The sequence below is a fragment of the Streptomyces sp. NPDC001536 genome, assembly GCF_042894505.1.
Taxonomy (GTDB): Bacteria; Actinomycetota; Actinomycetes; order Streptomycetales; family Streptomycetaceae; genus Streptomyces.
Map to the genome: position 1 here is coordinate 41760 of NZ_JBIAVQ010000022.1, position 12395 is coordinate 54154.

At 70.0% G+C, this 12395-nt stretch carries 12 protein-coding genes; 6 read left to right on the plus strand and 6 right to left on the minus strand.

Translation table 11 applies throughout. From position 1 onward, the window contains the following. Nucleotides 1-96: 96 nt before the first annotated feature. On the minus strand, nt 97-738 hold the full coding sequence (locus ACFY0U_RS41005; RefSeq protein ID WP_388644993.1) for a DUF6758 family protein: 642 nt from the start codon (nt 736-738) through the stop codon (nt 97-99). Between the two features lie 172 nt (nt 739-910). Between ACFY0U_RS41005 and ACFY0U_RS41010 the strand changes: the two genes are divergently transcribed. After that, nucleotides 911-2134: an MFS transporter gene (locus ACFY0U_RS41010; protein WP_388644995.1), complete on the plus strand. Its 1224-nt coding sequence runs from the start codon at nt 911-913 to the stop codon at nt 2132-2134. A 30-nt stretch (nt 2135-2164) separates the two neighbouring features. On the opposite strand, the gene ACFY0U_RS41015 is transcribed toward ACFY0U_RS41010, so the two are convergent. Beyond that, entirely contained in the window at nt 2165-2749 is a 585-nt protein-coding gene (locus ACFY0U_RS41015) for a suppressor of fused domain protein (protein WP_388644997.1), read from the minus strand. Nucleotides 2750-3227: 478 nt separating this feature from the next. On the opposite strand from ACFY0U_RS41015, the gene ACFY0U_RS41020 reads away from it, so the two are divergent. Both ACFY0U_RS41020 and ACFY0U_RS41025 read left to right on the plus strand, forming a co-directional pair. Continuing rightward, nucleotides 3228-4346, plus strand: coding sequence for a magnesium and cobalt transport protein CorA (locus tag ACFY0U_RS41020; RefSeq protein WP_388644999.1), 1119 nt, complete (start codon nt 3228-3230; stop codon nt 4344-4346). 23 nt (nt 4347-4369) lie between these two features. Then, nucleotides 4370-4882: a hypothetical protein gene (locus ACFY0U_RS41025; protein ID WP_388645001.1), complete on the plus strand. Its 513-nt coding sequence runs from the start codon at nt 4370-4372 to the stop codon at nt 4880-4882. Here ACFY0U_RS41025 and ACFY0U_RS41030 read toward each other — a convergent pair whose 3' ends face one another. Continuing rightward, nucleotides 4883-5635: a hypothetical protein gene (locus ACFY0U_RS41030; protein WP_388645003.1), complete on the minus strand. Its 753-nt coding sequence runs from the start codon at nt 5633-5635 to the stop codon at nt 4883-4885. Nucleotides 5636-5811: 176 nt separating this feature from the next. On the opposite strand from ACFY0U_RS41030, the gene ACFY0U_RS41035 reads away from it, so the two are divergent. The 3 genes from ACFY0U_RS41035 to ACFY0U_RS41045 are packed head-to-tail and all read left to right on the plus strand — an operon-like array spanning nt 5812 to nt 8845. Further along, nucleotides 5812-7095, plus strand: a complete 1284-nt coding sequence (locus ACFY0U_RS41035; protein ID WP_388645005.1) for a magnesium transporter MgtE N-terminal domain-containing protein — start codon at nt 5812-5814, stop codon at nt 7093-7095. Next, nucleotides 7085-7669 carry a DUF1003 domain-containing protein gene (locus ACFY0U_RS41040; protein WP_388645007.1) on the plus strand — a complete coding sequence of 195 codons (585 nt, stop codon included), beginning with the start codon at nt 7085-7087 and terminating at the stop codon, nt 7667-7669. The genes ACFY0U_RS41035 and ACFY0U_RS41040 overlap by 11 nt, the downstream gene beginning before the upstream one ends. A 42-nt stretch (nt 7670-7711) precedes the next feature. After that, entirely contained in the window at nt 7712-8845 is a 1134-nt protein-coding gene (locus tag ACFY0U_RS41045) for an Mrp/NBP35 family ATP-binding protein (RefSeq protein WP_388645009.1), read from the plus strand. 66 nt (nt 8846-8911) lie between these two features. Here the strand turns inward: ACFY0U_RS41045 and ACFY0U_RS41050 are convergent, their stop codons facing one another. The 3 genes from ACFY0U_RS41050 to ACFY0U_RS41060 form a co-directional block, all read right to left on the minus strand. Further along, nucleotides 8912-9568, minus strand: a complete 657-nt coding sequence (locus ACFY0U_RS41050; RefSeq protein ID WP_388645010.1) for a hypothetical protein — start codon at nt 9566-9568, stop codon at nt 8912-8914. A 261-nt stretch (nt 9569-9829) separates the two neighbouring features. Then, nucleotides 9830-10270: a sec-independent translocase gene (locus tag ACFY0U_RS41055; protein ID WP_388645011.1), complete on the minus strand. Its 441-nt coding sequence runs from the start codon at nt 10268-10270 to the stop codon at nt 9830-9832. Nucleotides 10271-10439: 169 nt separating this feature from the next. Then, nucleotides 10440-12245 (minus strand): trypsin-like peptidase domain-containing protein, encoded by a 1806-nt coding sequence (locus ACFY0U_RS41060; RefSeq protein WP_388645013.1) that lies wholly within the window; start codon nt 12243-12245, stop codon nt 10440-10442. Nucleotides 12246-12395 lie beyond the last annotated feature (150 nt).

A 12395-nucleotide genomic window follows, 5' to 3' on the forward strand; every position in this document is an offset into this window, starting at 1 on the left:
CCCACCCAGGGGCGCGGGGAACTGCGCGACAAGCCACAGACAAGCCACAGACAACCCGCAGCCGCCAACGCACCCGTAGCCCCCACCCCGTAGGCGCTACGGCTCAAGCAAGCGCGGCGACAACGCCCCGCAGGGCACCAACTCCACCTCCGCCCCCGCATCCCGCAGATCCGTCAGCACCAGCTCGTCGTACATCAACAACCCCGACTGCTCGGGCCAGACAACCGCCCACAGCCACAACCCACGAGCCTCACCCGCGAAGACCGCCCGATCGTCCGGCGTCCCGGAGACATGCCACAGCGGCGTGGGCCGCCCGGCGGCAAGCACCTTCGCCTGCGGCGGTTTCTCGACGCTCATGTACGGTCCCGGATCCGGCCCGTCGATCCCCGCGTACCGCGCCCCGAGCCCCACACCGAGTTCCTCGGCGACCAGGATCAGCTCCCCGATACCGCCGAGCGGCCCCGGACCCGTGCATGCCACGGCCGTCGCCCGGCCCCCGCTGCGATCGTCGCCCGCGCAGCCCACACCCGTGAAAAGCCAGCCGACCGGCAGTGGCCACGGCATCCACACCGGTACCTGCGTGCGGTGCACCACGACGCCGAGAGCCTCGACGCTGGGCGGGATCACCGGCTGGAGCGGATGCACCGTCCCGTGCACATCGCACTGCCAGGTGTCGGCGAAGAGTCCGGGAGCCCTGACCCGGCCACCACACTTCGGGCAACTGGGTTCGCCCCTCATAGGGCCCCACGGTCCTACCCCTTCTCCGCCACGTCAAGGACGATCACCCGTCCGGGCGGAACCGGCTCGCCGCGGCCTCACCAGGGGAAAGTAGATGTAGCTTGCATTAATTAGCAGCCCTAACTTACTATGTGCATATACCAACCATCTCCTCGCCGGAATTGGAGAAACCATGGACGCCTTCGACGCGGGAGCGGGCAGCCTCCTGCGACAGCCCAAGGCGGTCTGGGCCACGGCCGGTGCCTCCGTCGTCGCCTTCATGGGCATCGGACTGGTGGACCCGATCCTCCCGTCCATCGCCCAGGGGCTCGACGCCACCGCCAGCCAGGTCTCCCTGCTCTTCACCTCGTACTTCCTCATCACCGCCGTCGCGATGCTGGTCACCGGCTTCGTCTCCAGCCGCATCGGCGGCCGCAAGACCCTGCTGCTCGGCCTCGCGTTCGTCGTCGTCTTCGCCGGCCTCGCGGGCACCTCGGACTCGGTCGCCGAACTCGTCGGCTTCCGTGCGGGCTGGGGCCTCGGCAACGCCCTCTTCGTCTCGACGGCCCTCGCCGTCATCGTCGGCGCGGCGGCGGGCGGGAGCGCCGCGGCGATCCTGCTGTACGAGTCGGCGCTCGGCCTCGGCATGGCGTGCGGCCCGCTGCTGGGCGCGCTGCTCGGTGACGCCAGCTGGCGCTACCCGTTCTTCGGCACGGCCTTCCTGATGGCCATCGGCTTCCTGTGCATCACGGTGTTCCTGAAGGAACAGCCCAGGCCGGCCCGCAAGACCTCACTGCTCGACCCCATCAAGGCCCTCGGCCACGGCGGCCTCGCCTCCGCCGCCGCCTCGGCGTTCTTCTACAACTACACGTTCTTCACCGTGCTGGCCTTCACGCCGTTCGTGCTGGACATGACCCCGTACAAGTCGGGTGCCGTGTTCTTCGCCTGGGGCGTGCTGCTCGCCGTGTTCTCGGTGCTCGTGGCACCACGTCTGCAACGGCGCTTCGGCTCGCTGAAGGTGCTCGGCGGCTCGCTCGTCCTGCTCGCCGTCGACGTACTCGCCCTCGGCTACGGCAGCCACACCACCGCGATCGTCTGCACGATCCTCTCCGGCGCGTTCATCGGGGTGAACAACACCGTCTACACGGAGTTGGCGCTCGGCGTGTCGGACGCGCCGCGCCCGGTGGCGAGCGCCGGTTACAACTTCGTGCGCTGGTTCGCGGCCGCCGCGGCGCCCTACTTCGCGCCGAAGATCGAGGAGTGGAGCGACATCCACATCCCGTTCGTGGTGGCGGCGGTGACCGCCGTCCTCGGCGCGCTCGTGGTGCTCGTACGACGGAACGCGCTCACTCACGAGGCGGAAGAGCTGGAGTCGAAGCACGCTACGGAGGACAGCGTGGCCGTCTTCGCCAACTGACGCTTTTCAGCCACCGGTTGGTGAGATCAGTCACTCCAGCGGGACGGACTTCCGGGACGGATCCCGGAGGTCCGTCCCGTTCGTCAGCCAGCGCTCCTGGAGGGCCTGAGCACCGTGGACGCGCTTCCAGGCGGCCTCGTTCGGGGTCATGGGCAGCAGCGGCAGGAACTGGACCGGGTCCATGGGCTCGTCGAGCTCCAGATCCTCGACCAGGCCGCCCGGTTCGGCCACCAGGACCGAGGTGAACGGGGCGCCGGGCCACAGGGGTTCGCCTACGTCGAGGGAGGCGCCGGGGGCCACGATCACGCCCTCGACCTGCGGGGACGCGGCGAGTACGGCGAGCGGGCGGAGCACCTTGTCGGTGTCGGCGAGGCCGGTCCGTACAGAGAGGACCAGCTCGGCGCGCGGTCCCTTGACCGGGTCGGCGAGCATCGCGGTAGGGTCACCCATCGGTTGCGCGGACATGCCGAGCGTGGCGTAGCGGACGATGTCGCCCTCCTGGAAACGCAGCACCTCGACGCGGTCCGTGCCGAGGAAGGTGACCGCGGCGCGCGCGTCCGGTTCGCCCAGCGCCGTACGCAACCGGGCCTCGACCAGAGGAAGAACATCAGCCATGCCGCGAGCATAGAACTCGTCAGTACCGGGCAAAGCAGCGCCTTGACTATTCAGTCGGCTGATACTCTTTGCCGGTGGTTCGGGGCAGCACGCAGAAGCGTCGCTATCGAGTCCCGACGCCGTGAGACTCCCCCTACGGGGAATGGATCGTCCCTTACGAGGGACCGGCCGGAGGAGGTGGGGCTGTCATGGATCGAAGTCGACCTGGTAGTACCACTCGCTCTTCCGGCCACTGATGTAGCTGATCCGCCTTCGGCCGATCGCCGCCTCTCACGCTCGCGTCTTCACCATCGGAAGAGCACTTCGTCTCGTTTTGTCTGATCTGTTTGATCTGTATCAGCAGCGAAACCCGCTACCGCAATGGTGCGGTGCTCCCCGCTTTGTGGACGTGCCAAACATCCGCAGTCAGGACGTCCTCATTCCGGGCAGTTCCAGCCCTTGAAGCGGCTTTTCGTTGCCTGTAGCGAAGGAGCCCGCCATGTCGATGATCCGCGACCTGCGTGCCGTGGTCCGCCCCTCCCGTGTCTCGCTGCGCAAGAGCAGCGGCACCGATTACGACACCACCCGTGACCCCGGTACGCCCTCGGCCGTCGTCGACTGCGCCGTCTACCGCGACGGTGCCCGCGTCGAGACGCCGACGGCGCTGACGCCGCACGAGGCGATGCGTCAGGTGCGCCGCGACGGGGGCTTCGTGTGGATCGGGCTGCACGAGCCGACCGAGGCCGAATTCTCCGGTATCGCAAGCGAGTTCGGGCTGCACCCGCTGGCCGTGGAGGACGCTGTGCAGGCCCATCAGCGGCCCAAGCTGGAGCGCTACGACGACTCCCTCTTCACCGTCTTCAAGACCATCCACTACGTCGAGCACGAGCAGTTCGACGCCAACAGCGAGATCGTCGAGACCGGCGAGGTCATGTGCTTCACCGGACGGGACTTCTTCATCACCGTCCGGCACGGCGGCCAGGGTTCCCTGCGGGCTCTGCGCCACCGCCTCCAGGACGACCCCGAGCTGCTCTCCAAGGGCCCCTCCGCCGTCCTGCACGCGATCGCCGACCATGTCGTGGACGGGTACATCGCGGTAGCCGACGCGGTGCAGGACGACATCGACGAGGTGGAGACGGAGGTCTTCTCGCCGGGGCGCAAGGGCTCGCCGCGCGGCACGGACGCCGGCCGGATCTACCAACTCAAGCGTGAGGTCCTGGAGTTCAAGCGGGCCGTCTCGCCGCTCCTGCGTCCCATGCAGCTGCTGAGCGAGCGGCCGATGCGGCTCATCGACCCCGACATCCAGAAGTACTTCCGGGACGTCGCCGACCACCTCGCCCGCGTCCAGGAGCAGGTCATCGGCTTCGACGAACTCCTCAACTCGATCCTCCAGGCCAACCTCGCACAGGCGTCCGTCGCCCAGAACGAGGACATGCGGAAGATCACCTCGTGGGCGGCCATCATCGCCGTACCGACGATGGTGTGCGGTGTGTACGGCATGAACTTCGAGCACATGCCCGAGCTGCACTGGCGGTACGGCTACCCCGTGATCATGATGATCACCGGCGTCATCTGCCTCGGTATCCACCGGACGCTGAAGCGCAACGGCTGGCTGTGACCACGGCTCGCTAGGCTGGGCGCATGACAAGCGAGCTGCTCGACCAGGCCCTCGTCGAGGAGGCCACGAAGAAGTCCGGCCTCGTCTGGGTCAGGGGTCCCGAGGGTCCGGCCCGCGCGCTCTGGCACGTGTGGCACGAGGGTGCCCTGTGTCTGGTCGGCGACGGGCCGGGCGAGCAGCCGCTGCCGGGGCTCACCGACGGGAGCGAGGCCGAGGTGACCGTCCGCAGCAAGGACAAGGGCGGGCGTCTGGTGGCCTGGACGGCGAAGGTGGTCGAGCTGTCCGCCGGGTCCGAGACCTGGGACGCGGCGGTCGCCGAGCTCAAGGGCAAGCGGCTCAACGCGCCCGACGGCGAGGCGATGACGGGGCGCTGGGCGCGCGAGTGCCGGGTGCTGCGCCTTGAGCCGACGGGGTCGACGCTGCCGCTGCCCGACGGGGATCTGGCCGAGGCGCCGGTCCCCACGACGGCCACGACCCGCCGACCGATCCCCGCGGGACTTCCGAAGCTGCTGCTGAAGCGGCGCAAGCGGAAGTAGTCAGGACGTCGGCAGCTGCTTGCCGTAATCCACCGTCTCGTCCTTGTCCGGCTTCTCCAGCGTGAAGGACGTGCCCCAGCCCGAGAAGGTCAGCGTGCCCGCGCCGCCCGCGCGCTCCAGGCGCAGCGGATACGGCTGCCCCTCCAGGGAGACGTCCAGCTTGCCGCCGGAGCCGTCGTCGCCGGTGATACGGATCGTGCGGACGCCGGACTGCTCGTGGTGGCCGTCGGTGGACAGCTCGCCGTGGAGGGTCAGCAGGCCCGCCAGGAGGACGTCCTTGTCGGTGAAGCCGCTGAACTTCTTGTACGAGGGGTCGCCCTGCGGCACCTTCACGAACTTGTCGTCGAGCTTGTCGGCGGCGGCCGTGTCCGCGCCGGAGTCGCCCTTGCCGTCCTGCTGTCCCCAGAACTCGGCGTCGGCCTTGAGATAGAGCTGCTCACCGATCCGCAGCAGCCGGAAGGTGGCCCCCTCGGAGGTGACCGAACCCGAGCCGCCGTCGGACTTGAGACGCATGTCGAGTTTGTAAGTGCGCCCGCTGGTGACCACGTTTCCTGAGAGACGTACCGTGTCAGCGGACTGGGCAGCCGCTTTGGTCTTCGTCTGGATCTGCTCCGCTGACAGCTTGCCGACGCCGTTGGTGCCGGCGTCGGGGTCCTCACTGCACCCTGTCAGGCCCGTTCCCGTCACGACCAGGGCGCACATCGCGCCCAGCAGTCCGGTCCGGCGGGTGCGGCCCTGGGGAATCGCAGTCACAGGTGGGGCTGCCTTTCTGACGAGGGTCCATCGGAGGCGTACCGCAGAGTACCGGGGCGCCGCGGGCCCGGCGGAGCCAGTCCGTCCGGACCGCCCACCAGGGCGTACCGCATCGGGACGGGCTAGCCTGAAGCCCACCCGAGCGGGCAATTGGCGTAAAACAAGGAGGCGCAGGCATGGCAGGGGGTGTCCCCAGGATCTTCGTCTCGCACCTCGCCGGTGTCGCCGTCTTCGATCCGAACGGCGACCAGGTGGGCCGGGTGCGCGACCTGGTCGTCATGCTGCGCGTCGGACGGCGGCCGCCGAGGGTGCTCGGCCTCGTCGTCGAACTGTCCACCCGGCGCCGCATCTTCCTGCCCATGACCCGTGTGACCAGCATCGAGTCCGGCCAGGTCATCACCACCGGGGTGCTCAACGTCCGGCGCTTCGAGCAGCGGCCCACCGAGCGCCTGGTCTTCGGCGAGCTCCTCGACCGGCGCGTCACGCTCGTCGAGGCCGAGGAGGAGGTCACCGTCCTGGATGTGTCCGTGCAGCAGCTGCCGGCCCGCCGGGACTGGGAGATCGACCGGGTGTTCGTACGGAAGGGGAGGAGCGGCACCTTCCGGCGGGCCAAGGGCGAGACGCTGACCGTCGAGTGGTCCGCCGTCACCGGTTTCTCCCTGGAGGAGCACGGACAGGGCGCCGAGAGCCTCCTCGCCACCTTCGAGCAACTGCGCCCCGCCGACCTGGCGAACGTCCTGCACCATCTGTCTCCGAAGAGGCGCGCGGAGGTGGCCGCGGCCCTCGACGACGACCGCCTGGCCGACGTGCTGGAAGAGCTCCCGGAGGACGACCAGATCGAGATCCTCGGCAAGCTCAAGGAGGAGCGGGCCGCGGACGTCCTGGAGGCCATGGACCCCGACGACGCGGCCGACCTGCTCTCCGAGCTCCCCGAGGAGGACCAGGAGCGGCTGCTGAGCCTGATGGAGCCCGCCGACGCGGCCGACATGCGGCGCCTGATGTCGTACGAGGAGCACACGGCCGGCGGTCTGATGACGACCGAGCCGATCGTCCTACGGCCGGACGCCACCGTCGCCGACGCCCTCGCCCGGGTCCGCAACGCCGACCTCTCCCCCGCGCTCGCCGCCCAGGTCTACGTCTGCCGCCCGCCCGACGAGACACCGACCGGCAAGTACCTCGGCACGGTCCACTTCCAGCGCCTGCTGCGGGACCCGCCGTACACCCTGGTCAGCGCGATCATCGACGACGACCTCCAGCCGCTGGACCCGGACGCCGCGCTGCCGGTCGTCGCCGGGTTCTTCGCGACGTACGACATGGTGGCGGCGCCCGTCGTGGACGACTCCGGGTCGCTGCTGGGCGCGGTGACCGTGGACGACGTACTGGACCACATGCTGCCCGAGGACTGGCGGGAGACCGAGTTCCACCTCGACGAGGACGAGGTGACTCCGCATGGCTCCTGAGCGCGAGACGGGCCGTGAGCGCACCCCCGCGGGCGCCACCGCCACCACACGCCCGCGTGCCCGTCTGGACCAGCCCCGGCCGCCCCGGCGACGCCTGCTGCCCGAGTGGGACCCGGAGGCCTTCGGACGGCTCTCCGAGCGCATCGCGCGGTTCCTCGGCACCGGGCGGTTCATCGTCTGGATGACGATCGTCATCATCGTGTGGGTGCTGTGGAACATCTTCGCGCCGGACGACCTGAAGTTCGACAACTACCCCTTCATCTTCCTGACCCTGATGCTGTCCCTCCAGGCCTCCTACGCGGCCCCGCTGATCCTGCTCGCGCAGAACCGGCAGGACGACCGCGACCGGGTCAATCTGGAGCAGGACCGCAAGCAGAACGAGCGCTCGATCGCCGACACCGAGTATCTGACCCGCGAGATCGCCGCCCTGCGGATCGGTCTCGGCGAGGTCGCGACCCGGGACTGGATCCGCTCCGAGCTGCAGGACCTGATGAAGGAACTGGAGGAGCGTGGGGACGGGCACGGCGTATTCCCGGCAGAACGGTCGCCCGGACGTGACGTAGAAGACCGCTGACGGGCATCACGGGGGCAGGCTACCGAGCCGTACCATCGTCCTATGGCTAGCGAAGACGCGGTGCGCGAGGCACTGGCGACGGTGAACGACCCCGAGATCAACCGACCCATCACCGAGCTGGGGATGGTCAAGTCGGTGGACATCGGCGCGGACGGAGCGGTCGCGGTCACCGTCTACCTGACCGTTTCCGGCTGCCCGATGCGCGAGACGATCACCCAGCGCGTGACGGACGCGGTCGCGGCGGTCGAGGGCGTCACCCGCGTCGACGTCACGCTCGACGTCATGAGCGACGAGCAGCGCAAGGAGCTGGCGACCGCCCTGCGCGGCGGCCAGACCGAGCGCGAGGTCCCCTTCGCCAAGCCGGGCTCGCTCACGCGCGTGTACGCGGTCGCCTCCGGCAAGGGCGGCGTCGGCAAGTCCTCGGTGACGGTGAACCTGGCGGCGGCGCTGGCCGCGGACGGGCTGAAGGTGGGCGTCGTGGACGCCGACATCTACGGCCACTCCGTGCCGCGCATGCTGGGCGCCGACGGGCGGCCCACCCAGGTCGAGAACATGATCATGCCGCCGTCGGCGCACGGTGTGAAGGTCATCTCCATCGGCATGTTCACCCCGGGCAACGCCCCGGTGGTGTGGCGCGGTCCGATGCTGCACCGGGCGCTCCAGCAGTTCCTCGCGGACGTGTACTGGGGCGACCTCGACGTCCTCCTCCTCGACCTTCCGCCGGGCACGGGCGACATCGCGATCTCCGTGGCCCAGCTGGTCCCGAACGCCGAGATCCTGGTCGTCACGACCCCGCAGCAGGCGGCCGCCGAGGTGGCCGAGCGGGCGGGCGCCATCGCCGTCCAGACCCACCAGAAGATCGTCGGCGTGGTCGAGAACATGTCCGGCATGCCCTGCCCGCACTGCGACGAGATGGTCGACATCTTCGGCACGGGCGGCGGCCAGCTGGTCGCCGACGGTCTCACGAAGACGACCGGTGCCACGGTCCCGGTCCTCGGCTCCATCCCGATCGACGTCCGCCTGCGCGAGGGCGGCGACGACGGCAAGCCGGTCGTCCTGAGCGACCCGGACTCCCCGGCGGGCGCGGCCCTGCGGGCGATCGCGGGCAAGCTGGGCGGACGCCAGCGCGGCCTCGCGGGGCTGTCCCTGGGGATCACCCCGAGGAACAAGTTCTGAGTTCTTCCGCTACGACGACGGGGGCGCCGACTTGATGAGTCGGCGCCCCCGTCGTCGTAGCACCGGCTATGCGTAAGCCGAGATGTCCTTGATCATGGCGAAGCCGAGCCCGTACGCGCTCATGCCCCTTCCGTACGCCCCCACGTGCACGCCCTCCGGCGTGGACCCGGCGAGGACCCAGCCGAACTCGGACTCGCGGTAGTGGAAGGGCGTCGGCACCCCGTCCACGGGGAGCGACAGGGTCGACCAGTCCGAGCCGTCGAGGTCGTCGGCCAGGGCCCACGCCGTCTCCGTCTGCTGGTCCAGCCAGTCGTCGCGCAGCGAGTGGTCCATCGAGCCGGGCCAGGTGAAGGACAGCAGTCCCACCCCCGCGAGCCACGCCGCCGAGGAGACGGACGTGGCCTCCAGCAGGCCCGTGCCGTCGGCGCTCCGCCGGGACGGGTTCGCCGCGACGGTCACCACCACCGCGAACTTCTCCTTGTCCTCCGACGCCTCGTTCCGCACGGAGGGCTCGTCACCGTGCCCGATCGAACCGTGCTCGACGGCACCGTCGGCCGCCGTCCCGACCTGCATCAGCCAGCGCGGACCCGTGAAGGCCTCGTCGAGGCCGTACCACGGGAAGGGCGCCAGCAGGTAGCCGTCGACCGTGCGCCGGGCGGAGGGGACCTGCTGTCCGCCCTCCGTGGCCGGGGCCTGCGCGACCGCCTGACTCGTCGTCTCCATGTGCCCGGACGCCTCCTCGTTCCTCGTCGGTCCGGAACGGCCCGCCCCCCTTCGGGCGACTCGTCCGGTCCGCACAACAACTCGGCAGCATAGCCACCCCACTGGGACCAGCAGGGAAAGCGCCCGGCGCGTGGGGCGTCCGGGCGTCGGGTTCAGGCCGTGCGGAGGCGTGGCGGGGTATGAAACGCGTCACGTACGACTGAGCCGCACGTCACTGACGTGCGGCTCTTGAGCAGGTGTACGACTGCGGTGCTACGGCGTTCAGGTGGCGTCCGCGTCGAAGACCGGGCGGTCGTCCTTGCCGTCGTCGGGCTTCTTGGTCATGTCGATCCGGCCACCGGAGGAACCGGAGGACGAGGACGACGAGGAGGAGTCCGAGTCGCGGCCGTGGACCGCGTCCGTGACCTCGGCCATCTCCTTCTTGATGTCGAAGCCGTTGCGGATCTCCTTGAGCCCCAGCTCGTCATTGTCCAGCTGCTTGCGGATGAACGTCTTGGGGTTCAGGTCCTCGAACTCGAAGTCCTTGAACTCGGGACCCAGTTCCGAGCGGATGTCCTGCTTGGCGCTCTCCGAGAACTCCCGGATCTTCCGGACGGTCCGCATGACGTCCTGGATGACCTTCGGGAGCTTGTCCGGACCGAAGACGAGCACGGCGAGGACAACGAGCGTCACCAGCTCGAGCGGTCCTATGTCATTGAACACCTGAAGCTCCTTGCGATGTCCGGGCCGGGTCCACGGTACCCGGCGATCCGGTACGACCGGTACTGTCCCGAGGCCTCCGAGTGCGCGCGCATGAGCGGTTTTGAGGGTTGTTTGCCTTGTGGGACCGGGTTTGCGGGCGTGCCTGTGAGGTTTCTGTCGATCGGTGCGCTCAATCGCCGTCCGAGGATCCGAGCACCAGGGAGATGGTCAGCTCCTCGCCGCCGCGTTCCACGGTGAGCTCCAGCCGGTCGCCCGGGCGGTGCGCGCGGGTCTTGACGATCAGTTCCTCGCCGGAGTGGATGCGCTGGCCGTCGACCTCGGTGATGACGTCGCCCGCCTTGATGCCGGCCTTGTCGCCGGGGCCGCCGGCGTTGACCGCGGCGCCGCCGTCATTGCCCTTCGTACCGACGCGGGCGCCGTCGCCCGAGTAGTCCATGTCGAGGGTGACGCCGATGACCGGGTGGGTCGCCTTGCCGGTGTTGATGAGCTCCTCGGCGACGCGCTTGCCCTGGTTGATGGGGATGGCGAAGCCGAGCCCGATGGAGCCGGACTGGGCGCCGCCGGATTCGGATCCGTCGTCGGCGGAGCGGATGGCGGAGTTGATGCCGATGACCCGGGCCCTGGAGTCGAGGAGGGGGCCGCCGGAGTTGCCGGGGTTGATGGGCGCGTCGGTCTGGAGGGCGTCGACGTACGACACGTCGCTGCCGTCGCCGCTCTCGCCGCCGGCCGTGATGGGCCGCTCCTTGGCGCTGATGATCCCGGAGGTGACGGTGCCCTCCAGGTCGTAGGGGGCGCCGATGGCGACGACCGGGTCGCCGACCTGGACGCTGTCGGAGTTGCCGAGGGTCATGGGCTGGAGCCCGCTGACTCCGGTGACCTTCACGACGGCGAGGTCGTAGCCGCTGTCCCGCCCGACGACGGTGGCCTCGGCGGTGTCTCCGCTGTGGAAGGTGACGGATATGTCCCCGTCGGCCCCGGCGGGCTCGACGACGTGGTTGTTGGTGAGGATGTGGCCCCGGTCGTCCAGCACGAACCCGGTGCCGGTGCCCTGCTCCTCGGCGCCGCTCACATGGAGGGTCACCACACTGGGCAGCGCCCGTGCGGCGATCCCCGCCACACTGTCCGGCGCCCGCCCTGCGGGCTCGGCATCGGCCTGCGGCAGCTCTACGTCCCCCACACCGCCGTTGCGCTCCAGATAGGCGCCTACGGCCCCGCCGACGCCTCCGGAGACGAGCGCGAGCAGCACGGCACCGATGACGAGGGCCTTCTTGGTCCGCTTGCGGCGCCCGTCGACGGCGGCGCCGTTCTGCTGGAGGGGGGTGGGGACGGGGGCCCAGGGGTCGTAGTTCTGCCAGGGGTTGGCGGGGGTTGGTGGGGCGGCGGCGGTTTCGGCGTAGGGGGCTGGAGGGGGCGCGTCCGTGTAGGAGGGGGCGCTGGGGGCCGGCGACGGCGCGGGGGCGCTGTGCGCGGGTGTGCCGTGAGTCCGCGGGGGCGCCGGTATCGCCGTGCCGTGGGACGGGGTGGTCGCCGGGTGCTGGACCGGCGGGGCCGGGGCCCAGGGGCCGGGCTCGCCGTACGGCGGGGTGCTGTACGGGTCGGGGTCGTGCAGGGGCTTGGGAGAAGGAGCCGCTGTGTCCTCCTCCGCCGCGGCGGACCGCGTGAGGGGCAGGCTCAGCTCGAAGTCACCGTCACCGTGGCGCCCCGCGGGAACGGCCTCGGACGGACCGTCCTCGCGGGCGGCGTCCCGAGGTGACCTCAGCTCGAAGTCGCCCCCGGCGTCGGCCTGGTCGGCCACAGTCCGAGGCTGCCTCAACTCGTAGTCACCGTCGGCGGTGAGAGCCGGCACCGGAGGTGCCCCCTCGGTCCCCGCGCTGTACTCGCCCGGCGCGTCCGGAGCCCCCTCCGCCTGGTCCGCAGGGTCCTGCGGACGCGGCCGGCTCCACCACTTCGCCTTCGTGGGCTTCCCCTCGTTCATGCTCTCCCCACAGCCAGGGCCTGGCCGGCACGTCGGCCCCGCTCACCTGCGCCTGTCAGGCACGCTGCCGCCGTCACGGCCTGATCTGCCGGACAGGCACGGGCACGGCTCTCCCTGGATTCAACCAGGTTCGGGGGCCGGCGCGCAGAG